The sequence below is a fragment of the Agathobaculum sp. Marseille-P7918 genome, assembly GCF_964248325.1.
Lineage (GTDB): Bacteria > Bacillota > Clostridia > Oscillospirales > Butyricicoccaceae > Agathobaculum.
Genome location: NZ_CAXTXI010000004.1, coordinates 264,544 through 285,587, shown reverse-complemented (window position 1 = coordinate 285,587; position 21,044 = coordinate 264,544). Strand labels below are relative to the sequence as shown.

General features: G+C 56.4%; 25 protein-coding genes. 5 read left to right on the top strand and 20 right to left on the bottom strand.

Annotated features, from left to right (window positions below):
• Position 1: 1 nt before the first annotated feature.
• The 8 genes from ACESSO_RS08425 to ACESSO_RS08390 form a co-directional block, all read right to left on the bottom strand.
• Complete coding sequence (locus ACESSO_RS08425) at positions 2 to 253, bottom strand: hypothetical protein (RefSeq protein WP_373164600.1); 252 nt, start codon at positions 251 to 253, stop codon at positions 2 to 4.
• A 26-nt stretch (positions 254 to 279) separates the two neighbouring features.
• The gene (locus ACESSO_RS08420) at positions 280 to 729 is read right to left on the bottom strand and encodes a GNAT family N-acetyltransferase (protein ID WP_373164599.1); all 450 of its coding nucleotides are present in this window, start codon (positions 727 to 729) and stop codon (positions 280 to 282) included.
• 5 nt (positions 730 to 734) lie between these two features.
• Positions 735 to 1,169, bottom strand: a complete 435-nt coding sequence (gene rimI / locus ACESSO_RS08415; RefSeq protein ID WP_373164598.1) for a ribosomal protein S18-alanine N-acetyltransferase — start codon at positions 1,167 to 1,169, stop codon at positions 735 to 737.
• A complete protein-coding gene (locus ACESSO_RS08410; RefSeq protein WP_373164597.1) occupies positions 1,166 to 1,597 on the bottom strand; it encodes a low molecular weight protein arginine phosphatase in 432 nt (143 codons plus the stop codon). Before ACESSO_RS08410 ends, rimI begins: the two co-directional genes overlap by 4 nt.
• A 30-nt stretch (positions 1,598 to 1,627) precedes the next feature.
• Entirely contained in the window at positions 1,628 to 4,261 is a 2,634-nt protein-coding gene (gene polA, locus ACESSO_RS08405) for a DNA polymerase I (protein WP_373164596.1), read from the bottom strand.
• A 120-nt stretch (positions 4,262 to 4,381) separates the two neighbouring features.
• Positions 4,382 to 5,143, bottom strand: a complete 762-nt coding sequence (spo0A, locus tag ACESSO_RS08400) for a sporulation transcription factor Spo0A (RefSeq protein WP_373164595.1) — start codon at positions 5,141 to 5,143, stop codon at positions 4,382 to 4,384.
• A 155-nt stretch (positions 5,144 to 5,298) separates the two neighbouring features.
• On the bottom strand, positions 5,299 to 6,312 hold the full coding sequence (gene spoIVB, locus ACESSO_RS08395; protein ID WP_373164594.1) for a SpoIVB peptidase: 1,014 nt from the start codon (positions 6,310 to 6,312) through the stop codon (positions 5,299 to 5,301).
• Between the two features lie 205 nt (positions 6,313 to 6,517).
• Positions 6,518 to 7,378: a LysR family transcriptional regulator gene (locus ACESSO_RS08390; RefSeq protein WP_373164593.1), complete on the bottom strand. Its 861-nt coding sequence runs from the start codon at positions 7,376 to 7,378 to the stop codon at positions 6,518 to 6,520.
• A gap of 109 nt (positions 7,379 to 7,487) precedes the next feature.
• On the opposite strand from ACESSO_RS08390, the gene ACESSO_RS08385 reads away from it, so the two are divergent.
• Positions 7,488 to 8,519, top strand: coding sequence for a YeiH family protein (locus ACESSO_RS08385; protein WP_373164592.1), 1,032 nt, complete (start codon positions 7,488 to 7,490; stop codon positions 8,517 to 8,519).
• A 62-nt stretch (positions 8,520 to 8,581) separates the two neighbouring features.
• Here ACESSO_RS08385 and ACESSO_RS08380 read toward each other — a convergent pair whose 3' ends face one another.
• From ACESSO_RS08380 to glyA, 9 genes are all read right to left on the bottom strand, one after another.
• On the bottom strand, positions 8,582 to 9,568 hold the full coding sequence (locus ACESSO_RS08380; protein WP_373164591.1) for a P1 family peptidase: 987 nt from the start codon (positions 9,566 to 9,568) through the stop codon (positions 8,582 to 8,584).
• A gap of 67 nt (positions 9,569 to 9,635) precedes the next feature.
• Positions 9,636 to 10,295 carry an ECF transporter S component gene (locus tag ACESSO_RS08375; protein ID WP_373164590.1) on the bottom strand — a complete coding sequence of 220 codons (660 nt, stop codon included), beginning with the start codon at positions 10,293 to 10,295 and terminating at the stop codon, positions 9,636 to 9,638.
• A 68-nt stretch (positions 10,296 to 10,363) separates the two neighbouring features.
• Entirely contained in the window at positions 10,364 to 11,134 is a 771-nt protein-coding gene (locus ACESSO_RS08370; RefSeq protein WP_373164589.1) for a type III pantothenate kinase, read from the bottom strand.
• A gap of 67 nt (positions 11,135 to 11,201) precedes the next feature.
• Positions 11,202 to 11,555: a hypothetical protein gene (locus tag ACESSO_RS08365; RefSeq protein ID WP_373164588.1), complete on the bottom strand. Its 354-nt coding sequence runs from the start codon at positions 11,553 to 11,555 to the stop codon at positions 11,202 to 11,204.
• 41 nt (positions 11,556 to 11,596) lie between these two features.
• Positions 11,597 to 12,049, bottom strand: a complete 453-nt coding sequence (locus ACESSO_RS08360; RefSeq protein WP_373164587.1) for a nucleoside 2-deoxyribosyltransferase — start codon at positions 12,047 to 12,049, stop codon at positions 11,597 to 11,599.
• 17 nt (positions 12,050 to 12,066) lie between these two features.
• Entirely contained in the window at positions 12,067 to 12,618 is a 552-nt protein-coding gene (locus tag ACESSO_RS08355) for a putative ABC transporter permease (protein WP_373164586.1), read from the bottom strand.
• A 125-nt stretch (positions 12,619 to 12,743) separates the two neighbouring features.
• Positions 12,744 to 13,868, bottom strand: a complete 1,125-nt coding sequence (locus tag ACESSO_RS08350; RefSeq protein WP_373164585.1) for an acyltransferase — start codon at positions 13,866 to 13,868, stop codon at positions 12,744 to 12,746.
• Positions 13,869 to 13,895: 27 nt separating this feature from the next.
• Positions 13,896 to 15,227 carry a glucose-6-phosphate isomerase gene (locus ACESSO_RS08345; protein WP_373164584.1) on the bottom strand — a complete coding sequence of 444 codons (1,332 nt, stop codon included), beginning with the start codon at positions 15,225 to 15,227 and terminating at the stop codon, positions 13,896 to 13,898.
• 209 nt (positions 15,228 to 15,436) lie between these two features.
• A complete protein-coding gene (gene glyA, locus ACESSO_RS08340) occupies positions 15,437 to 16,681 on the bottom strand; it encodes a serine hydroxymethyltransferase (protein ID WP_373164583.1) in 1,245 nt (414 codons plus the stop codon).
• 201 nt (positions 16,682 to 16,882) lie between these two features.
• Between glyA and nth the strand changes: the two genes are divergently transcribed.
• Positions 16,883 to 17,521 (top strand): endonuclease III, encoded by a 639-nt coding sequence (nth, locus tag ACESSO_RS08335; RefSeq protein WP_373164582.1) that lies wholly within the window; start codon positions 16,883 to 16,885, stop codon positions 17,519 to 17,521.
• Between the two features lie 58 nt (positions 17,522 to 17,579).
• On the opposite strand, the gene ACESSO_RS08330 is transcribed toward nth, so the two are convergent.
• Together ACESSO_RS08330 and ACESSO_RS08325 are read right to left on the bottom strand one after the other, a co-directional pair.
• Positions 17,580 to 18,422, bottom strand: a complete 843-nt coding sequence (locus ACESSO_RS08330; protein ID WP_373164581.1) for a type III pantothenate kinase — start codon at positions 18,420 to 18,422, stop codon at positions 17,580 to 17,582.
• A 20-nt stretch (positions 18,423 to 18,442) separates the two neighbouring features.
• Positions 18,443 to 18,958 carry a metallophosphoesterase gene (locus ACESSO_RS08325; RefSeq protein ID WP_373164580.1) on the bottom strand — a complete coding sequence of 172 codons (516 nt, stop codon included), beginning with the start codon at positions 18,956 to 18,958 and terminating at the stop codon, positions 18,443 to 18,445.
• A gap of 132 nt (positions 18,959 to 19,090) precedes the next feature.
• On the opposite strand from ACESSO_RS08325, the gene ACESSO_RS08320 reads away from it, so the two are divergent.
• From ACESSO_RS08320 to ACESSO_RS08310, 3 genes are read left to right on the top strand one after another with little or no spacing between them, the layout of a single operon-like run.
• Complete coding sequence (locus tag ACESSO_RS08320; RefSeq protein WP_373164579.1) at positions 19,091 to 19,360, top strand: hypothetical protein; 270 nt, start codon at positions 19,091 to 19,093, stop codon at positions 19,358 to 19,360.
• Between the two features lie 12 nt (positions 19,361 to 19,372).
• Positions 19,373 to 19,759 (top strand): hypothetical protein, encoded by a 387-nt coding sequence (locus ACESSO_RS08315; RefSeq protein ID WP_373164578.1) that lies wholly within the window; start codon positions 19,373 to 19,375, stop codon positions 19,757 to 19,759.
• Positions 19,760 to 19,781: 22 nt separating this feature from the next.
• The gene (locus tag ACESSO_RS08310) at positions 19,782 to 20,048 is read left to right on the top strand and encodes a hypothetical protein (protein WP_373164577.1); all 267 of its coding nucleotides are present in this window, start codon (positions 19,782 to 19,784) and stop codon (positions 20,046 to 20,048) included.
• Between the two features lie 43 nt (positions 20,049 to 20,091).
• Here the strand turns inward: ACESSO_RS08310 and rsmA are convergent, their stop codons facing one another.
• Positions 20,092 to 20,961, bottom strand: coding sequence for a 16S rRNA (adenine(1518)-N(6)/adenine(1519)-N(6))-dimethyltransferase RsmA (rsmA, locus tag ACESSO_RS08305; protein ID WP_373164576.1), 870 nt, complete (start codon positions 20,959 to 20,961; stop codon positions 20,092 to 20,094).
• Between the last annotated feature and the right edge of the window lie 83 nt (positions 20,962 to 21,044).

Below are 21,044 nucleotides of genomic sequence, written 5' to 3'. Positions count from 1 at the left end.
TTCACCTATCATTCTTATATTTCAGCACATGGCGTGCCAAATCCGCATCTTTTTTATGTACATATATCCTGTATTCCTGCGGATATTGCACGCGAATACCCATGACATCCTGCCGCTGCAGCATGCGTTTGGTGTTGTCCTGCACCGCGGTTTGAAATTTAATCTCCGCATGGCTGAGTGCCTGCTGCGCTTCAAAAAACACTTGCTGCTCATTGACAGCCAGCACCAGTTCGCGATTGAGCACGGTAATCATACCTCTACCTCCCACTGCGTTTCGAACTATGAAAGCTCCTTTTCAAAGCACCGGCAGTTTTCTGCACCTGCGGGACTGCCGTAATAAGGAATTTCGCGGTAGCCCAGTTTATGATACAACGCTGCCGAATCGTCGGTCGTGCGCGCGGTTTCCAGAATTGCGCGGGTATAGCCATGCGCCGCGGCATCCTGCTCGAGCGCGCGAATCAGTGCGCTGGCAACGCCCTGCCGCCGGTAATCCGGCGCGACAAAAATGCGTTTGATTTCCGCGGTCTGATCGTCTATTTTCTTCCATGCGCCGCAGCCCGCGGGATTCCCATCCTGATATGCCACCATGCGGGCGTCCAGCAAGTGCGGGTCGTTGTATTTTGCATAGCGGCGATGCACCTCCCCGACGACCTGAAAATAATACTCGTCGAGCTGCTGCACCAGCGCCAACAAATCAGCGTTTTCCGCATCGACAAACCGGATTTCCATGCGTGTCACTCCTTCAGAAACAGCGTCATCAGCACCGCATCCTCACTCGGCGCGGTATAAAAATTTTTGCGCATGCCGACGCGGTCAAAGCCTGCGCCTTCGTACAATGCGATGGCAGGCGCGTTGGATGCGCGCGCCTCCAGCGTGACAAAGGACAGTCCCTGTGCACGGGCGCGCTGCGCCAGTTCCTCAATCAGTGCACGGCCGATACCCTGCCGCCGGCAGTCCGGCGACACCGCGACATTGGTGATATACCCCTCGTCGAGCACGGTCTGGCAGCCGACATAGCCAACCGCCTGCCCGTCCCGCTCGGCCACCAGAAAGATCCCCTTGCCAAGCTCTTCCCGCAGCATTTTTTCGCTCCACGGCGCATGAAAGCAGGTTTTTTCGATTTCCGCCAGCGCCGCCAGATGGCGCTCCGCCATCGGCACGACCGTCATGCGCCCAGTCTCCCGATGATGCTACGCACGCCTTCATCGATCTGCGCCGCCGCACGGCGGTAGGTCTCCAGATCGCCGCCGAACGGGTCGGAAATATCGGTCGGCAACAGCGTGAACACCTTGTCTGCGCAGTCCGGGAACAGCTCGCACAAGCGGTCGTAATGCGCACCCGTCATACAGACCAGATAACGCGCGTTTTTTGCCATTTCAGGCGTGAGCATGCGCGAACGGTGCGCGGAAATGTCTGCGCCCAGCTCTTTTGCCGCCGTAATTGCATTTTCTGACGCAGGCATACCATCCTGCGTAAACAGCCCGGCGGAAGCAGCCGCAAGCCCGGTCTGCTCCTCGCCGCCGTGCGCACGGAACAGCCCTTCTGCCATTGGAGAACGGCACGTATTGCCCGTGCAGATAAAAATGATATTGTCCATAGATTTGCTCCCTGTACAGTTCAAAACAAATTATTTTGTGTCATACCAGCTGTGTCCCGCCTTGGCCTCTGCCACCAGCGGCGCGTCCATCGGAAACGCCGCCTCCATCTCCTCGCGCAGCAGCTGCATCGCGGTTTCCTGCTCGGACTTGGGTGCTTCGAGAATCAGCTCGTCGTGCACCTGCAAAATCAGGCGGCTTTCCAAGCCCTCGCGCAGCAGTCGGTCGCGCACGCGCACCATCGCAATTTTGATGATATCCGCCGCCGTACCCTGAATGGGTGTATTCATCGCCACACGCTCACCGAACGAGCGAATATTGAAGTTGCGGCTTTTCAGCTCAGGCAGCGCACGGCGGCGGCCGAACAAGGTTGTCACATAGCCGTTTTCCTTCGCGCTTTCCTTAATCTCGTCCATATATTTTGCAACGCCCGGATAGGTGGCAAGGTAGGTTCGGATAAACTCGCCCGCCTCTTTGCGCGTCACGCCGATATCCTGCGCCAGCGAAAAATCCGAAATGCCATACACGATACCAAAATTGACCGCCTTACACGAGGAACGCATCTGCGGCGTGACCTCATCGAGCGGCACATGATAAACCTTGGCCGCCGTCGCGGCGTGAATGTCCTGCCCTGAGCGGAACGCTTCAATCATATGCTCATCCTGTGAGATATGCGCGAGTACGCGCAGCTCAATCTGCGAATAGTCCGCGTCAATCAGCACATGATCGTCGTCCGGCGCAACAAACATGCGGCGCAGCTCACGTCCCAGTTCGGTGCGCACAGGAATATTCTGCAAATTCGGGTCGGTGGAGGAAAGGCGGCCGGTCGCGGTGACAGTCTGCTGAAAATGCGTGTGAATGCGGCCGTCTTTGGGACTGATGACCTTGAGAAGCCCCTCGACATAGGTGCTCTTGAGCTTGCTCAGCTGCCGGTATTCCAGAATGCGCGGCACAATTGGATGATCGTCCGCGATACGCTCGAGCACCTCCACATTGGTGGAGTATCCGGTCTTTGTCTTTTTCGGCGCGGGCAGATGCAGCTTTTCAAACAACACCTCGCCCAGCTGCTTGGGGCTGTTGATATTGAATTCACCGTCCGCATCGTGATAGATTTGCGCTACCAGCTCGCGGATACGCGCATCCAGCTTATCCCCGAAGGCACGCAGCGCGTCCGGCTCAACTGCGCATCCGAGCACTTCCATCTCCGCCAGCACACGCATCAGCGGCAGTTCGATTTCGTAATATAACTTACGCATGCCAAGCTGCTCAATCTGCTCGGCTGTCTCGGTATAGATTGCGCGAATGGCCACCGCGTGCTGCGCACAAGCCGCAGCAGTCTGCTCCTGTCCGCCAAGCGGCGACACCGCCGCCGGATCATCCAGATCCAGAGCGGGCAGCTCGGTGCTGCAATACGCCAGCGTCACACGCGGCAGATCGTATCCCGACTGGGTCGGGTCCAGCAGATATGCCGCGATGCAGGTGTCAAACCGGATGCCGTCAGGTGCGATACCTCGCGTCAGCAGGGCCGCCGCAACCGGCTTGGCGTCGTGCAGCGTAAGCTCAACCGAGCCGTCGAACAGACGGCGCAGCAGGTCGTCCCACTCTGTCTCGGAAAAATCCTCCGCAAACAGAACGGATGCCGTTTCTCCATCCAGCAGACAAACGGCGCGCAGCGTTTCGGACAACACGGCAAACACGCGGTCGGACGCAGTCAGCGCATCGAGCAGTGCAAACGCTTCTGCCGCCTGCGTCACGCGCTGCACCTGCACCTCCGGAAGACGCGGCGCAGCCTGCTCGCCACTTAAGTTCAGCCGCTTGATGAAATTTTTAAATTCCAAGCGCGTCAGCAGGTCATACAGCGCCGCTTCATCCGGCTTGGCCTCAGGCAGGTTTTCCACATCAAGCTCGAGCGGCGCGTTGCGGTCAATGGTGGCCAGCCAATAGCTGTCCTTGGCGGACTGCTCGCCTGCCTCCAGCTTGGTGCGCGCACCCTTTTTGATGCGTGGGTCGTCCAGATGCTGATACACGCCCTCCAGTGAGCCGAAGTCATGCAGCAGCTGCATCGCTGTTTTTTCACCGATACCCGGCACACCCGGGATATTGTCCGAGGAGTCGCCCATCAGCGCCTTGAGGTCAATCAGATAAATCGGGTCAAAGCCGTATTTTTCACGAAACTTCTCGGTATCATAGCTGTCATAGGTGGTCTGGCCCATTTTGGTCGTCACCAGCCGTACGGTCGTGCCGCCGCCGACCAGCTGCAGGCTGTCACGGTCGCCCGTCACCACAACACAGCTGTCGCCATGCTCATTCGCGCGGCGGCTGATTGTGCCAATCAGGTCATCCGCCTCATAGCCGGACAGCTCACAGCGGGTCAGTCCCATTGTGTCCAGCACCTCTTTGACCACAGGCAGCTGCGCTGCCAACTCATCCGGCATACCTTTGCGCGTTGCCTTATAGGAATCAAACTTCAGATGACGGAAGGTTTTTTCCCGCACGTCAAAGCAAACCACCGTGCGATCTGGCTTCTCATCATCCTGCAATTTAAAAAGTGTGGCAAGAAAACCATAAACCGCGTTGGTCGGCAGGCCCTCGTGGTTGGAAAGCTGCCGCACACCGTAAAACGCGCGGTTTAAAATACTGTTGCCGTCAATCACCATGATTTTCATTCAAACAATCCTCATTTTTCTGCAAATTTCTGCTTGAATTTATTATATCCTATAACTGCGCATATTTCCAGACAAAATAAGGGACGGAGCATTTCGCCCCGTCCCCTGCTCGTTTGTTGCTTACGCCCCGAACCGCATCTGCAGCCGCAGCCGGTCGGCAATCATAGAGATAAATTCGGAATTGGTTGGCTTTCCTTTCACACCCGATACGGTATAGCCGAAATAGCTTTGCAGCGTTTCAATATCGCCGCGATCCCATGCCACTTCAATGGCATGACGGATGGCCCGTTCAACACGTGAAGAGGTGGTTTTGAATTTCTTTGCAATCGAGGGATACAATACCTTGGTTATCGCGCTCACTGCTTCCATATCATTAACTGCCATCATAATCGCCTCGCGCAGATACTGATAGCCCTTGATATGCGCCGGTACGCCGACCTGATGAATTACCTCAGTCACACGTACCTCGAGCGCTTTCCCTTCCCCCGACGGGGCTTCCTCCTGTTTTCCCTCGCGCCACAGACGGATGCGTTCGCACACCCGCTCGGCGTCCATCGGCTTACGCAAAAACATATCCACGCCCAGCGCGGTGCATTCCGCACCGGCCTGCGGGCTGGCAAAGGCGGAAAGTACCACCACCGCCGTTTTGTTCTGTTCCTGCGACCGCAGTCGGCTGATGACCGAAATGCCGTCCATCACCGGCAGCACCAAATCGATGATGAGCAGATCCGGTCTCAGCTCCTGCACTGCCGCAAGCGCTTTTCCGCCATCCTCTGCCATTCCGACCAGTTCCATATCGTCTGCCTTTTCCAATGCCGCTGCCATACGTGCACAAAATTCGCTGTCGTCGTCCGCGAGCAATACCCGGATTTTCTGTTCCATGTTGTCTATACCAGCTTTCCGAAAAATTAGTGGTCTCTCTTTCTTGTCACTAATTTACCATATAATCCCAAATTGTTCAAGAAAAATCTCGAAAACCGGCGTATTTTTTGCTCGACAGCATTCGACAAAATTCGACAAGTTGCGATTTTTTCTGATTAGTTTTCCATTTCTTCAATCATCCGTTCAATGCCGATCGCATAGCCGCAGGTCGGATCGTTGACCAATACATGGGTCACCGCGCCAATCAGCTTGCCGTTTTGCAGGACAGGTGAACCCGACATACCCTGCACAATGCCGCCGGTCTTTTCCAGCAGCTCCGGATCGGTTACGCGCAGCATCATGCCGCGGCCATACTCGTCATCCTCCGGATAAATCTTGACCACCTGCACAGAATACTTTTCGACCGTATCGCCTTCGACATTGGTCAGAATTTCCGCATCTCCCACCTCGATTTCATCCGCTGATGCCACCGGAACGGACTCCAGCGAATCGTAAATCGAACTGTCGGTCAGCGTGCCGAAAATACCGCTTTCCGTGTTTTCGTCCACGGTACCGATCGCATTGTCCGAAACGAACTCACCTTGCAGTGCGCCCGGTTCACCGGCTTCGCCGCGCTGCACCGAGCCGACCGACGACTGAATCAAACTGCCATCCCGCAGCGGAATGAGCACGCCTGTTTCACCGTCACAGATGCCATGACCCAGAGAGCCATACGCACCGGTTTCCGGATCGACATAGGTCAGCGTGCCGATGCCCGCCATGCCGTCGCGCGCAAGCACGCCGATGCGGTACACACCGTCCTGATCCGCGCACGGGGTTACAGTCACTGTGCGTCTGCTGCCGTCACTTTCGAGCGTCAGCTCCACCGGTTGCCCGCCGGAAAGCGCGATCTGTTTTTGCAGATCATCGTTGGCGCTGATTTGTGCTCCGTTGACCCCCACAATCAGGTCGCCTTCCAGCACACCCGCATCCCGCGCAGGACAAACCGCTCCGTCCGCCGTCTGCACATCATCCAGCCGTACGACCAGCACGCCCTCGGCGCTCATCTGAATGCCGACTGTATGACCGATTGGAATAAGGGAGGAAATCTCGGCCGCCTGTGCGGAAACCAGCATTGCAAGGGTCAAAATCAGGGAAACTGCGATTTTTTTTGCTTTTCTTTGCTGCATTTTTTCACCTCCGCGTTTACTATGCCACGCACCGGCTGCAAAAACGCCTGTGAACCTTTGCTATTCCCACTGTTTTTTTGGCTATGCGAAGAGACTTTGGTGATGGAAAGTTTTTCTCTAATGCAAAAACGGCGGTTTTCCCTCATTTTGTTGGAGAAAACCACCGTTTTTTAAAAAACTTACAAAATCCGTATGCCGCCACGCGCTACTCCATCCACTCCGACCACGCCCCGGCAAACTGATTATCCTTAAGACAAACAAAATGAAATGCGCCACTTAAGTTCTCGCCTTCCAGTGTGAACTGTGCCAGCGTCCCCGCTGCCAGCTCACGCGCCACCACAGCGGCATACAAAAAGGAAACGCCTACGCCGTCCTGAACCAGCGTCTTTATCATCGAAAAATCGCTGATACAGGCAAGATTGGAAAAGCTGTGCAGCGTACGGCTGCGGCGATGCAACGCCTGCTCGAACACTGCGCGCGTGCCCGAACCCGCCTCGCGTACAAGCAGCCGTTCCTCTAGCAGCTCTTCAAGCGATACCGCCCGACCGGCAAAGCGATGCGACGGCGCACATACGCCCAGAAACGCCTCCCGCCGGTACATCTTCGCGGCATACTTGTCCTGATCGAAAAAGCCTTCCACCAATGCGAAATCCAGCCGTCCGCCCTCCAGCTCACGCAGCAGAATCTGCGTGTTTTCTACCAGCAGAGAAAAGCGGGCGTCAGGATGCGTATGTAAAAAACGCCGCACCTGTGGAGCAATCACATATTCCCCGATGGTTTTGGTTGCGCCCACCCGCAGCGACACCGCAGCAGGACTCGCCATACATTCCTCTATTTTATTGCTGTTATACGCCAACGAACGCGCCAGCTCCCGCAAACGCAAGCCGGCTTCGGTCAACCGCAGCGTCTTACCCTCATAGGAAAACAAGCGGCTGCCGTAATGCTCCTCCAAAAAATGAATATGATGTGTCACAGCGGGCTGCGTGATGCACAGCCGCTCCGCCGCACGAGTATAATTCATGGTTTCGCACAGGACCAGAAAGGTGTGCAATCTCGTATCCAGCATAAAATCACCTATAAGTACAATTTATGGTAATATTAGAATTCTTCATTTTATTTTATCGTAGAGTTGTATTATAATCAAGAAAAAAGAGAAAGAAAAGAAGGAAAACGATATGCACTTTTTCAAACAAAACGGCCCCGGTCTGTTGCTCTGCCTCATTATTGCACTCCCCTGCTGGTATTTGGGTCAGCTGTTCCCCGTCATCGGCGGCCCGGTATTCGCCATCATAGCCGGTATGATTATCACGCTGCTCTGGAAAAATCAAACCAGCTTTGCCGATGGCATCACGTTCACCTCCAAGAAAATTCTGCAATATGCCGTCATCCTGCTCGGCTTCGGCCTGAATCTGTCTGAAATTGCCAAGGTCGGCGCGTTGTCGCTGCCTATCATCTGCTCCACCATTGCCACCTCGCTGATTATCGCCTTTCTCCTGTACCGGTTTATGAAAATCCCGGCGAATATCTCCACGCTGGTCGGTGTCGGCTCGTCCATCTGCGGCGGTTCGGCCATCGCAGCCACCGCACCGGTTATCGACGCGGACGATGAAGAAATCGCACAGGCGATTTCGGTTATCTTTCTGTTCAATGTGCTCGCCGCACTGCTTTTCCCCTCGTTCGGCAGCGCAATCGGCCTGACCAACGACGGCTTCGGTCTATTCGCCGGCACGGCGATTAACGATACCTCCTCGGTCACCGCAGCCGCCTCTACCTGGGACACGCTGCACGGCACACAAGGCGCGGTGCTTGCCTATGCGACCATCGTCAAGCTGACCCGTACGCTGGCCATTATCCCCATCACACTTGTACTTGCCTTCTGGCAGGTGCGGCAGGCCAAGCGCAGCAACGAGACGCGCCGCGGCAGCTTCTCGCTGAAAAAGATTTTCCCCTTCTTCATCCTGTTCTTTGTGCTCGCTTCCATCATCACCACGGTTGCCACGATGAACGGCGTGGACGCGGCCGTATTCAATCCCTTCAAATCGCTCTCCAAGTTCTTCATTATCATGGCTATGGTGGCCATTGGTCTGCACACCAATATCATCAAGCTGGTGCGCACCGGCGGCAAGCCGATTCTGATGGGCTTCTGCTGCTGGGTCGGCATCACCGGCGTCAGCCTCGGCATGCAGCACCTGCTGGGTCTGCTCTAAACAAAACAAAACGGCGGTCTGTCCGAACAAAATCGGGCAAACCGCCGTTTTTTATTATCTGCTCAAACCGTGCCGAGCGTTCGGGCGCAAGGCAAACCGAAACCGTCACGTGCGGCGCGCACACCGCAGCCGATTGCCTTGGCCATCACATAGGATGCAAGCGTACCCACCGCATTGAGGTCGGCTTTCTCATGACCGACCGAACATGCGTAAATCGAGTCTCCGTCCGCCGTGGTGTGCACCGGGCGAATGGCGCGCGCAAAGCCGTTGTGCGCCATCGAGGCCACGCGCGTCAGTTCTGCCTTGCTGAAAGCCGCATTGGTTACAATCGCACCAATCGTAGTATTGGTTGCGGTTTTTTTATTGGCAGAAAACGGATTGCGTGCCGTTTCGATACCCGCATACATCTGCTCCTCGGTCGAGCGCAGGCCGCGCCCATCCTCCGTGCGCAGACCGGCAATCTGCTTGCCGGTATCCACATCAAAGATGTCGCCCAGCGCGTTAACCACTACAATCGCACCCACGCGAATCGCGCCTGCCTGCACAGCGTATGCGCCGATGCCGCTCTTCATCGCATAGGGCGCGCCGCAGAACTTACCGACCGTTGCGCCCATGCCGCCGCCGACGCAGCCCAGCTGTATCTCGGTGCGCGAAGCCTGTTCACATGCATGATACGCCATCGCGCCTCCCGGACGGACGGTCTTATCTCCAATGGCAAGGTCAAAAATGCACGACTGCGCGACCAGCGGCACAGGCGTGATGCCGGTGTCGAAGCCGATGCCGCGCTCCTCGAGAAAGCGCATCACACCGCCCGCGGCATCCAGCCCGAAGGCCGACCCGCCCGAAAGCACCAGCGCGTGCAGTCCCGCCGCATCCGCTACCGGCGCCAGCAGCGGTGTTTCCCGGCTTGCCGGACCGCCGCCGCGAATATCCACCCCCGTGGGTGCGCACTCATCAAACAATAATACGGTCACACCTGTGCCGGCCTGCTCATCCTGCGCCTGACCGACCCGAAATCCACCAACCTGCATAAAATCAATCTGCTGCATACCGTTCCTCCTGTGAAAAAAAGCTGCAAAGAATGCAGCTTTTTTCATTTTTCTGTTCTATTTTCTATCAAGCAGCTCCTTGCTGCGCGCTTTTTGCGCCGCGCCGGCCAAAAATGCCGATCAGCACCTTGCCGACTGCCAATGTCAGCACTGCAGCGATCAACGCTTCGGGCACGCCGTTGACAGCAACCACGCCCATAATGACCTTGAGCAGCAGATCATAGCTCTGACCGCCTGCCGCCGCATACTGTTCACCGAACAACAGATAAATCAGGCCCATAACGCCGATCGTGTTGACCATTGAGCCGATGAAACCCGCTACCGGCAGCGCCAATGCCTGCTTGTCATGTGAGATGCGCATGATAAGCTGGAACACCAGACCCGCTATCACACCGATCAGCACGCGCGGCACAATCGCCACGATAAGGCTGGTCCAGCTGCCGGAGAACTCCGGGCTGAAGCTGTAAAACGGGGTGAACACAAACGAAGTCAGATTTGGCGTAATTGTTGCGCGAATGACGCTTGTCACACCAAACACCCCGCCGAGTACACCACCCATCTTGGAACCCAGCAGGCACGCGCCCAGAATGACCGGGATGTGCATGGTCGTTGCATTCATAAAGCCGAGCGGTATGTAGCCCAGCGGCGTGAACGCCAGCACCAGTTCGAGTGCCACCAGCAATGCCATCTGCGCCAGCAGCCTTACGTCTGTCTTTTTTTGATTCATATTCTGTTTTCCTCCTGCTCCCGTCCCGCCCTTATCGTCGGGTACAGGGCTTATTTTACCAATACGCCTCAGGAACGGTTCCGCTTCCAAATCTGGTGCAGACCATCCAGCAACAGATTTTTGTCGTACTCACATCGAGCATGCAGATACGGCAGCACCAGCGGTGCACTGTCGCCTGTGACCACCACATGCGTTGTCTGCCCCAATGCTTCCGCGAAGCGATTGACCATACCATCCACCATCGCAGCCGCACCATAGACCGCGCCCACGCGCATCGCATCAACCGTGTTGCGCGCCAGAACGCTCTCGTTTTTGGCTTCGAGTGCCACTGAAGGCAGCTGCGCCGCCTGCTCACGCAGGGCTTCCACGCTCAGCCGCACGCCCGCAGTAATGGCAGAACCGACCAGCGCGCCCGCCGCATCGAGTACCGTGAAGGTTGTTGCCGTACCCAGACAGACCACCACACAGGGCAGCTTGCCCTTGGCACGCGCTGCCACAGCGGCCGCCACGCGGTCCGAGCCAACCTGCCGCGGCTGCTCCGAGCGGATGTTTAAGCCGGTTTTCACCCCGCTGGACACCTCAATCACATCGGTCACGCCCAGCAGGCGTAATGCGTCCTCCAGCACGGACACCATGCCCGGCACCACCGAGCTGAGCACTGCGCCGTGAATGCGTCCGGACGGCACACCATACAGGTCAAAGACCTGCCGCAGCTTGCAGGCATAGTCATCCCCGGTCTGCTTGGGCTCGGTTGCGATGGAAGCGGCAAAGACCTGCGCGTCTTCCTCATAACCACCCAGCAAAACGTGACTGTTTCCTGCATTGACTGCAATCAGCATAGTGCATCTCCTATTCCGGCGTATTGTCACCGATATTATACGCCCCTGACGCTCGCTTGGCAAGCATTTATTTGGGCAGCATAACGGGCGCCGCCAGCAGGGTCCAGAGCGCCGCGTATTTGGGGCAGATTTGACCTTGGATGTTGCCTTTTTCCTGCGAATAGTCCCACACATCCATGCGGTAAACGCGGTTGACCGTACAGCCAACCACATATTCTGCCGCCGTGATGCACGCCGCGCCACACAGACAGCGCGCAAGCGGCTTCTCCTCGCGCACATGGCCACGCAGCCGATGCAGCCCGACCAGCACCGCGCCGCCGGTCAGCGCCATCGTCCAGTGGGTATGCCCGCGCCAAAGCATTTCGATGAGCGAATAGCCGCCCGCCCCCAACAAAAAAAGTCCCGCTGTTTGTCCTTTCATCACAAATCACCGGAACTTATTTTGCCTGTTTCTTTGTTATTTTATGCCTGCTCGGCGCGGCAAACCGCAAGCGCTGCTGCAAAATCGCCCTCAATTATGCGCACGCTGCAAGACAGCATCAGATTGAGCGGCAGGCCGAAATCCTCAACCGAAAAGTCGTTTTCGTCCCGCTCACCCAGCTTTTCCCGCAGACTGCGCGCATCCGATACATAACCGTACACCGTTTTGCCCTTGGCAATGGCATAGCCGACTTCAAAGCAGGTGCCGCTGTCCGGCTCCGCTCCGCGGAACGGATTAAGGTTGGCGATGACGATATCCGCACTGTCAATCAGCCCGCAGTTGCCCGCAAAAATCTCCTGCGCGGTATCCGCCTCGTTGTCAAACGGGTACAGGCCGACGAATCCCTTTTCTGCACACATCATCTTCATTTTCGCGCCGCGCTGCTTGGCGTCCGGCGCGAATACATCAAAGCCTGCAAGATAAATCTTTTTCAATTCCATTCTCCTCTTCTTCAGCGCAGCACGCGGCTCACGCAATCCACTACGAACAGTACAAACAGCACCACAAATAAAATCTGCCGCCATTTTTTACCCAGCCGTGCCATCCCCTTTTCCAGCAGCGGCTGCAAGCCGTACAGAATAATCATACCGCCCACGCCGAAGCGCAGGCTGGCCGACAGACAGATACGCCCCTGCCACTGGATGCTGTAGCGTGTATAGTCCCATAACCAGCCGCCGGTCGTCCACTCGAGCAAGTAACTGGCAATCAGCTCCACCACGGTCGTCAGCACAACCACCGCAACAAACACCACAACCGGCATGACATTGACCCTGCCAACCCGCAGCGGTTTGTGTGACAATGGCCGCAGACAGACCAAAATCAGCAGTGCCCCGATACCGTATACCGGCAGATACGGCCCAAACAGAAAACCGCGGTTGGAAAAGCCCCAGCGGTATACCACAACCTCCAGGAACACCTCATATAACCAGCCGAGCGCTGAATACATCCAAAAATACAGAAAGCCTGTTTGAAAGCGTTCCATTCCGGTCTTTCTTTCCGTCATAACTGCAATCCTCTCTCCTCTAACGGCATCTCATCCATTGTACCAGCAGTATATCATACTTTTGCATCCGGGAAAAGCCGATACAACAAAAGCGGCCGCATAAAGCGACCGCTTTTCTCTTGGAATTATGTTTTTGCCGGGCTGCGCATCCGCCGAATCCCACGGCGTGCCATCGCCACCAGACTGTCTACCGCCCACGCGATGATCACAGCGCCCAAAATCGTACACACAGTCAGCACTGCATAAAACACATAGCGATTCATTTCCGGCCAGTGCTCCAGCAAAAAGCGCGAGCAACGGGTGAGTACCAGCACGTGCGCCAGATAGGCTTCATAGGAATGCCGTCCCACAAACCCACATACCCGCTGTACCATACGCCAGCGTGCCAGCCACTCCGCCACTCCGTATAGAAACAGGATGGTCACCAGGGTCAGCACCGCATAACCGGGCGAAAAATAGCTGACACAGTTAAAATTGACCTCGCCCTTCTGATATACCGCGCGCACGCTCAGCCACATCGCATAACCCAGCGCGCCGGCACATATCAGTCCTGCCGGCACGACCAGACGACGCACCCATGCGGCGAAAGCATCGGGAAAGGAACCGCACAGTGCGCCCAGTGCAAAATAACCCGTCCACAGCAAAAAGCCGCGTGTGCGCCAAGTGACGAGCATCTGATGCGCCCAACCATCGCTTGGACGGAAAGCAAGCAGCAGCAACCACGCACCCAGCAGCACCGCGCATGCCACAACCATTCGCCGCCGGGTCGTGCAGCATCGCCGCAATCCGTTCCGTGCGGCGAAAAACAACGGCACCAATACGACGAACTGTAAAATCATCATCACATACCAGAGGTGATAGCTTGCATCGCCATAAACCATGCCCCGTGCCACGCTGCGCAGTGTCACCGGCTTTTCTGCGTACCATAGATACACCGCTGTCCATATCGCATAAGGCAGCACCAGCTGCCGCACGCGCTTTGCCAGATACGGCACATAGCGCGGAGATTCCTGATATACATAAAACAGTGCCGCACCAAACAGCATCACAAACAGCGGTACGGCGAAGCGAAGCAACTCAAACGAAGCGGCAACGACCACCTTTTCGCTCGAGCTAATATCATAGCGGCGCGCATACGCCCCCAATATATGCTGCACCGCGACCGCCGCAAATGCGGCGGTGCGCAGTACATCCCATGACGGCACATGCGGTCTGCGTGCAGCAGCCGCGCCGTCCTTTGTTTGTGTCATTTGAGCAAACCTGAATGTTTTGCTTGCTTACAGACGCGCTTCCAGCTCGCGGCGGCGCTCCTCGAAGCCCGGCTTGCCCAGCAGTGCAAACATGTTCTTCTTATACGCCTCTACACCCGGCTGGTTAAACGGGTTAACACCGAGCAGATAGCCCGAGATGCCGCAGGCCTTCTCAAAGAAGTAAACCAGATAACCGAAGTGCCATGCGTCAGCCTTGTCAATTTCCACGATGATGTTGGGCGTGCCGCCGTCCATATGCGCCATCAGCGTGCCCTGATACGCCTTGGAGTTGACAAACTGCACGCTCTTGCCCGCCAGATAATTCAGGCCATCGATATCCTCGGCAGTTTCCTCGATATAGCTCTCCGAGCGCGGCTCCTTAACCCATACCACGGTCTCAAACATGTTGCGGGTACCGTCCTGAATGAACTGACCAATCGAGTGCAGGTCGGTCGAGAAGTTGGCCGAGGTCGCAAACAGGCCCTTGTGGTCCTTACCCTCGGACTCGTCGAACAGCTGCTTGAACCACTCGCCGAGCATGACGAGCGACGGCTCGTAGTTGACGAGAATCTCCATCGCCTTACCCTTCTGGTGCAGGATGTTGCGCAGCGCAGCATACTTCGCGCAGTCATGGTCCGTGCCTTCCGCAAACGCCTTGCGCGCCTCGGCCGCACCGGCCATTGCCGCATCGATGTCCACACCGGCCGCCGCCATCGGCAGCAGACCAACCGCCGTCAGCACGGAGAAACGGCCGCCGACGTCATCCGGTACGACAAAGGTCTCGTAGCCCTCATCGTCCGCGAGCTTCTTGAGAGCGCCGCGCGCCTTGTCGGTGGTTGCAAAGATACGCTCCTTTGCGCCTTCCTTGCCGTACTTCTCCTCGATGAGCTTTTTGAAGATGCGGAACGCGATAGCCGGCTCGGTCGTCGTACCCGATTTGGAGATAACGTTGATGCAGAAATCGCGCTCACCGATAATTTTGACAACATCATTCAGGTAAGAGGACGAGATATTGCTGCCGACAAAATAGACCTCCGGAATGCCTTCCGGACGCACGCCGTTATACATCTGGCCGTTGACAAACTCAATTGCGGCACGCGCGCCCAAATACGAGCCGCCGATGCCGATGACAACCAGCACATCACAGTTCTGCTGAATCTTCTTGGCCGCCTGCTTGATGCGGGCAAACTCTTCCTTGTCATATGCTTCGGGCAGGTCTACCCAACCCAAAAAATCGTTTCCCGCACCGCTTTTGCTGTGCAGGGTATCCTGTGCCGCCTTCACCAGCGGCGCCATGCAGGCAAGCTCCTCCTCGCCCACAAAGCCCTGTAATCCTGTCAGTTTCAATTCCATCGACATAATTTCATTTCCCCTTCATTCATATTTTCAAAAATCACTTTATCAACTTACAGCAACGCTTTTATTAGTATACCATATCTTTGCAAAAGCGCAAGGCGGTTGTTAATTTTTTACAGACCCCTTGACTTAACGACATAAAACGCGGCATTCCACCTGTTCCATCTCTACAAAATGATAAAAGCCGCTCCCCAAGCGGGAGCGGCTTTGGCTCAGCGGTAAATCGGGAAATTCGCGCAAATATCGCACACATTATGACGGATTTCCTCCGCCTTATTGTCGAAATCGGTCGCTGTCTGCCAGATAAACTCCGCAATATGCAGCATTTCCGGCTCGCCGAAACCGCGCGAAGTAACCGCAGGCGTGCCGACACGCTGACCGGAGGTGACAAACGGGCTTTCCGGGTCGTTCGGGATAGCGTTCTTGTTTGCGGTAATATACACCTCGTCCAGACGGCGCTGCAGCTCCTTACCGGTGATGCCGGTTTTGCGCAGATCGATCAGCATCAGGTGGTTGTCCGTGCCGCCGGACACCAAATCGAAGCCCTGATTAAGCAATGCCTTTGCCAGCACGCGCGCATTGGTAACAACCTGCTGCTGGTATGCCTTAAACTCGGGCTTGAGCGCCTCGCCGAAGCAAACTGCCTTGGCCGCGATCACATGCTCGAGCGGGCCGCCCTGCGTGCCCGGGAAGATGGCCTTGTTGAACTTCTTGCCCAGCTCTTCGTTGTTGGACAGGATGACACCGCCGCGCGGACCGCGCAGCGTCTTGTGCGTGGTGGTAGTCACTACGTCCGCATAGGGCAGCGGGCTCATGTGCAGGCCGGCCGCAACCAGACCGGCGATATGCGCCATATCCACAAACAGGTATGCGCCAACCTCATGTGCGATCTCTGCAAACTTGGCAAAGTCAATTGCACGCGGATACGCAGACGCACCTGCAATAATCATCTTAGGCTTTTCCTTCTTGGCCAAATCGCGTACCGCATCATAATCGATATAACCGTTATCATCCACACCGTAAGATACGATATGATACAGCAGACCGGACTGGTTGACCGGCGAGCCATGCGTCAGGTGGCCGCCGTTGTCCAGACTCATGCCCAGCACGGTGTCACCCGGCTGGCACAGCGCCTGATACACCGCCATGTTGGCCTGCGCACCTGAATGAGGCTGCACATTGGCGTACTTCGCGCCAAATACTTCACACACACGTTTGATGGCCAGATTTTCGACCTCATCCACACACTCACAACCGCCGTAATAGCGCTTGCCCGGATAGCCTTCCGCATATTTGTTGGTGAGCACCGAGCCCATTGCCGCCATAACCGCTTCGCTGACGATATTTTCAGATGCGATTAGCTCGATGTTACGAGCCTGACGGTCATACTCTGCCTGTATCATACGCCCCAACTCGGGATCATACGCCTTTACAAATTCCATTGCTTCGCGTACCATTTTTCAACCTCCAAAACGTGTGATTTCATTCTGCTATTTAATTAAACCACATTTTAACCTTTGATGCTATTGGCAAACAGATAGATTTTACTCCCGCTTCTCCGCGCATTATGTTGAAAATGTTAAATCGAACAACATCTCTTGCATTCTCCTCCAGATATGTTATGATAGTATCATATACGCCGTCAGGAGAGGATTCCCATGACCAAAAAAGAACGCGCCCGCGCGGTGACCGAGCTTTTGCGTGAGGTCTATCCCGAGGCTGTGTGTGCGCTGCATTATACCCATGATTATGAGCTGCTGTTCGCCACCCGGCTGTCCGCCCAGTGTACGGACGCGCGCGTCAATATTGTAACCGAAACACTGTTCAAACAGTTTCCCACGCTGGAAAGCTATGCGGAAGCTCCGGAAAAGGAGATTGCAGAGGCCATCAAGACCTGCGGCCTGTTCCGCACCAAGGCGCGTGACCTCAAGGCCTGCGCCATCATGCTGCTGAGCGAATACGGCGGCAAGGTGCCGGACAACATGGAGGATTTGCTCAAGCTCCCCGGCGTCGGCCGTAAGACGGCCAACCTGATTCTCGGAGATATTTTTGGCAAGCCGGCCATCGTGACCGACACCCACTGTATCCGCCTGTCCAACCGGCTGGGCTTTGTCAAAAATGAGAAGGACCCTGTCAAGGTGGAAAACGCACTGCGCAAACTGATTGATCCGGCCGAGTCTTCGGACTTCTGTCACCGTCTGGTGCTGTTTGGCCGCGAGCACTGCACCGCACGCAATCCCAAATGCGAAAACTGCCCGCTCGGCGCGGTCTGTCCTTCGTATCCTATCACAAAATAGTGCATTTCAAACGCAAAAACGACGCAGATTGCCTGCGTCGTTTTTTTGTCCCATTTGGTTATTTGGCATCCCATCCGTTTTCCTCGGTCGCTTCGAGCAGACAGGTTTCGCTGTTCAGACCGCGCCCCTCAAACACCGTCCGGTTGTTTTCATAAATCAACCGCAGCCCTTCCAGCGTCAGGTTGGGATCAACCTCATCAATCAGGTCGCAGTACTGCGCCATCATGCGCCCCATACCACCTGTGGCAATAACGCGCGCGTTGCCGCCCAGTTCCGCGCGGATGTCCGTGATGATGCCGGCCAGCGCCCCGACATAGCCGCGCACCGCACCCGACTGCATAGACTGTACCGTAGTTTTACCGATGGCGCGCTCCGGCCGCTCGATATCCACGCGCGGCAGCTTGGACGCCTTGAGAAACAACGCCTCCATCGCAACCTTAATGCCCGGGAAGATCGCACCGCCCTGATACGCGCCTTTTTCATCGATTGCGTCAAACGTCGTGGCCGTACCGATGTCAACAATGACCAGCGGCTTGCCGTATTTCCTCACCGCAGACACCGCGTTAACCAATCGGTCCGCACCAACTTCGCGCGGGTTGGCATAGCGGTTTTCAATGCCGATATCCACATCCCGCCCGGCGATAACCGGCCGCACCCGCAGATACTTGCGAATTGCGTTAATCAGCGTATACATCACGGGCGGCACAACCGACGCAATAATAACCGCGCTCGTTTCATTGCGGTCAATGCCATGAAAATGATAATACTGCGAAATCTGCATGCCCAGCTCGTCCGAGGTGCGCTCGGCATTGGTCGAAATGCGGAATGTTCCGCGCAGCTTTTCCCCCTCATATAATCCAAACACCATGTTGGTGTTGCCTACGTCAATTGCCAAAAGCATTTCTTTTCCCCTTAGCTTCCTTATTGTCCGAATTTCTCCAGCCCCAGCAGCTTTCCGTCCTCGTTGACGAGTTCAAGCAGCCTCGGCTGTCCGTTTTCCACTGTCAGCCGGCCATAACTTGCCGGACCGCCGCGCGGCAGGCTGATGCTGCCCGGATTGCAGACCAGCACGCCGTTGACGCGCTTCAGATACATGCGATGCGTATGCCCGAAAAAGGCAAGGCCGCAGCCTTCCTCACGCGCCAGTTGCGCCACCAGCTTTCCCTCGCGCACATAAACCTGCTCCTGATGCCCATGCGTCAGAAAAATGCGCACGCCATCGGGTGTTACCACAGCATGCTCGGGCACTTCCCGGTCAAAATAATCATTGTTGCCACGTACTGCGCACACCGTCAGTCGTGGAAACACACTTTGCAACTCGCGCGCATCATCCGTATGGTCGCCCAGATGCAGTACCATATCCGGCGCCTCCCGTTCGACCGCGCAGGCCATGCTCACATTGTAGCTATGCGAATCCGTAAAAATCAGTATCTTCAAGGCTCTGCCTCCCTTCCGGCGACACAGCAGTATTTTACAACGGGATGGCACACTTGTAAACCCTCTCCCTCACATTTTTCCATTTCGCCGCATATACTGGCAATAAACGATGCATGGAAAGGGATGGGAACAATGCCCAATCAAGAGGAAATTCTCCGCCGCATCGCGGAGCAGGCTGGAAAAACCGATGCGCTCGCGCAGCTGCAGGCCGCTCTGCGCACACCGGACGGCCAGAAAGCCGCCCGAATTATTTCCGACCGGCATGCCGCCGATCTGGAGCGCGCCGCGCAGGCCGCGCAGCGCGGCGATATGGGAGAGGCCGCCCGTCTGGCGCGGCAGCTGATGCAAACCCAGGAAGGTGCCAGCCTTGCCGCACAGCTCAAGAAAATCTTCGGCAAATAAGGAGGCTCCGCTATGGATAACGATATGCTGTCCTCCTTGCTGAGCGACCCGGAAGCACTGCAAAACGCGATGAAAACCGTCTCCGGCATGCTGGGCGGTGCGGAGCAATCCGCGCCGTCCTCTGCCAACGAGTACGACCCGACCGCCGAGTGGATGGAGCGGGCGCTGCCCGTATTCGGCGCGATTGTGCAGAGCGGACAGAGCGCGGTCAGACAAGAAAAGCGCGCCCTGTTGGGCGCGCTCAAACCCTTCGTCACCGATGAAGTCGCTGGCCAGTTCGACCATGCCATGCGTTTGGTCAGCATGGCGCGTATGGCGCGCGCAGCGCTCGGCCAATTCGGTCAGCTAAGCCGCGCAGACGGCGCTTCGCCATCCGATGACGGCACGCGCGCACTTTGATGCGAAAGGAGGGCAACCGTCTTTGTACAACCGCTATCTGACCGAAGCCGCGCCCAGCGCGCCGCTACATAACGAAACCGTATCGCATCACCCTCCGCAAAACGGGCAAACCGATTCCGTGCTGGCAGAACTGTCCCGCGGGCTGTCCGGCCGTCTGCAAAACATCCGGCTGGATGCAGATACCATCATCGCGCTGGTCATCGTATGGTTCCTGCTTTCCGACGACGGCGGCGAGGTAGACTGGGAGCAGCTCATCCTCATTGGTGTGCTGCTGATTCTGGGGATCTGACCGATGTGTCAGATCCCTTTTTCTGCGTATGTCATTGCATGTCTTACTGCGCTTTAAGACGTTCTGCTGCGGCGTCCGTCAGCCGTGCAAAGTCCGCAAGGCTCAGCCGTTCCCCGCGCACGCGCGTATCCAGCCCGACCGATTCGATGAGCACTGTAATACCGTCCTTGCCCAGCGCACCGCCGAGCACCGGACCAAGCGCGTTAACCAGTGTCTTGCGGCGCATATTGAATGCGGCGCGCACCAGCGCAAAGAACAGCTTTTCATCCCGCGTCTCGACCGCGGGCTGCTCAAGCGGGGTCAGCTGCAAGACCGCAGAGTCCACCTTGGGCCGCGGCACGAAGCACTCTGCCGGCACATCGAACAGAATCTCCGCTGCGGCATGATACTGTACATAGATGGAAAAAGCCGAGTATGCCGCCGTTCCAGGCGCGGCGCAGATACGCTGCGCAACCTCCTTCTGCACCATAACCGTGATTTTTTCAAATGCGCCGCTTTCGAGCAGCGCCGTAATCGCGGGCGTGGTGATATAATACGGCAGATTGGCGCACGCGACCGCACGTGCATCCCCAAACTTTTCCGCGCACAGCGCAGCAAGGTCGAGCGCAAGCACATCACCCTGTACGACCTCGAAATTATCAAACTCTGCCAGCGTTTCATCCAACACAGGCAGCAGCGCGCGGTCCAGCTCAACCGCGACAACCCGCCCCGCCACACGGCACAATTCCGCCGTCAGGCAGCCCATGCCCGGACCAACCTCGACCACATTCCCGGCTTGCGCCGCGCCGCTCTGAGCTGCAATGCGCTGCGGCACAGAAATATCGGTCAGAAAATTCTGGCCGAGCGATTTGGAAAAGTGGAATCCATGCTTTGCAAGAACCGCACGGATTACATCAATATCACAAAGATTCATAGCTTCCTTTCCTCAGAAAAGGCCGGCGGCAGAAATGCCGCCGGCCTTTGTTTTGTTGTCTTGAAAGGCCTGTCCGGATATAA

Coding starts and splice junctions, on each gene's coding strand:
- ACESSO_RS08425 (WP_373164600.1), bottom strand. CDS start 253: ATGATTACCGTGCTCAATCGCGAACTGGTGCTGGCTGTCAATGAGCAG.
- ACESSO_RS08420 (WP_373164599.1), bottom strand. CDS start 729: ATGGAAATCCGGTTTGTCGATGCGGAAAACGCTGATTTGTTGGCGCTG.
- rimI (WP_373164598.1), bottom strand. CDS start 1,169: ATGACGGTCGTGCCGATGGCGGAGCGCCATCTGGCGGCGCTGGCGGAA.
- ACESSO_RS08410 (WP_373164597.1), bottom strand. CDS start 1,597: ATGGACAATATCATTTTTATCTGCACGGGCAATACGTGCCGTTCTCCA.
- polA (WP_373164596.1), bottom strand. CDS start 4,261: ATGAAAATCATGGTGATTGACGGCAACAGTATTTTAAACCGCGCGTTT.
- spo0A (WP_373164595.1), bottom strand. CDS start 5,143: ATGGAACAGAAAATCCGGGTATTGCTCGCGGACGACGACAGCGAATTT.
- spoIVB (WP_373164594.1), bottom strand. CDS start 6,312: ATGCAGCAAAGAAAAGCAAAAAAAATCGCAGTTTCCCTGATTTTGACC.
- ACESSO_RS08390 (WP_373164593.1), bottom strand. CDS start 7,378: ATGCTGGATACGAGATTGCACACCTTTCTGGTCCTGTGCGAAACCATG.
- ACESSO_RS08385 (WP_373164592.1), top strand. CDS start 7,488: ATGCACTTTTTCAAACAAAACGGCCCCGGTCTGTTGCTCTGCCTCATT.
- ACESSO_RS08380 (WP_373164591.1), bottom strand. CDS start 9,568: ATGCAGCAGATTGATTTTATGCAGGTTGGTGGATTTCGGGTCGGTCAG.
- ACESSO_RS08375 (WP_373164590.1), bottom strand. CDS start 10,295: ATGAATCAAAAAAAGACAGACGTAAGGCTGCTGGCGCAGATGGCATTG.
- ACESSO_RS08370 (WP_373164589.1), bottom strand. CDS start 11,134: ATGCTGATTGCAGTCAATGCAGGAAACAGTCACGTTTTGCTGGGTGGT.
- ACESSO_RS08365 (WP_373164588.1), bottom strand. CDS start 11,555: ATGAAAGGACAAACAGCGGGACTTTTTTTGTTGGGGGCGGGCGGCTAT.
- ACESSO_RS08355 (WP_373164586.1), bottom strand. CDS start 12,618: ATGACGGAAAGAAAGACCGGAATGGAACGCTTTCAAACAGGCTTTCTG.
- ACESSO_RS08350 (WP_373164585.1), bottom strand. CDS start 13,868: ATGACACAAACAAAGGACGGCGCGGCTGCTGCACGCAGACCGCATGTG.
- ACESSO_RS08345 (WP_373164584.1), bottom strand. CDS start 15,227: ATGTCGATGGAATTGAAACTGACAGGATTACAGGGCTTTGTGGGCGAG.
- glyA (WP_373164583.1), bottom strand. CDS start 16,681: ATGGTACGCGAAGCAATGGAATTTGTAAAGGCGTATGATCCCGAGTTG.
- nth (WP_373164582.1), top strand. CDS start 16,883: ATGACCAAAAAAGAACGCGCCCGCGCGGTGACCGAGCTTTTGCGTGAG.
- ACESSO_RS08330 (WP_373164581.1), bottom strand. CDS start 18,422: ATGCTTTTGGCAATTGACGTAGGCAACACCAACATGGTGTTTGGATTA.
- ACESSO_RS08320 (WP_373164579.1), top strand. CDS start 19,091: ATGCCCAATCAAGAGGAAATTCTCCGCCGCATCGCGGAGCAGGCTGGA.
- ACESSO_RS08315 (WP_373164578.1), top strand. CDS start 19,373: ATGGATAACGATATGCTGTCCTCCTTGCTGAGCGACCCGGAAGCACTG.
- rsmA (WP_373164576.1), bottom strand. CDS start 20,961: ATGAATCTTTGTGATATTGATGTAATCCGTGCGGTTCTTGCAAAGCAT.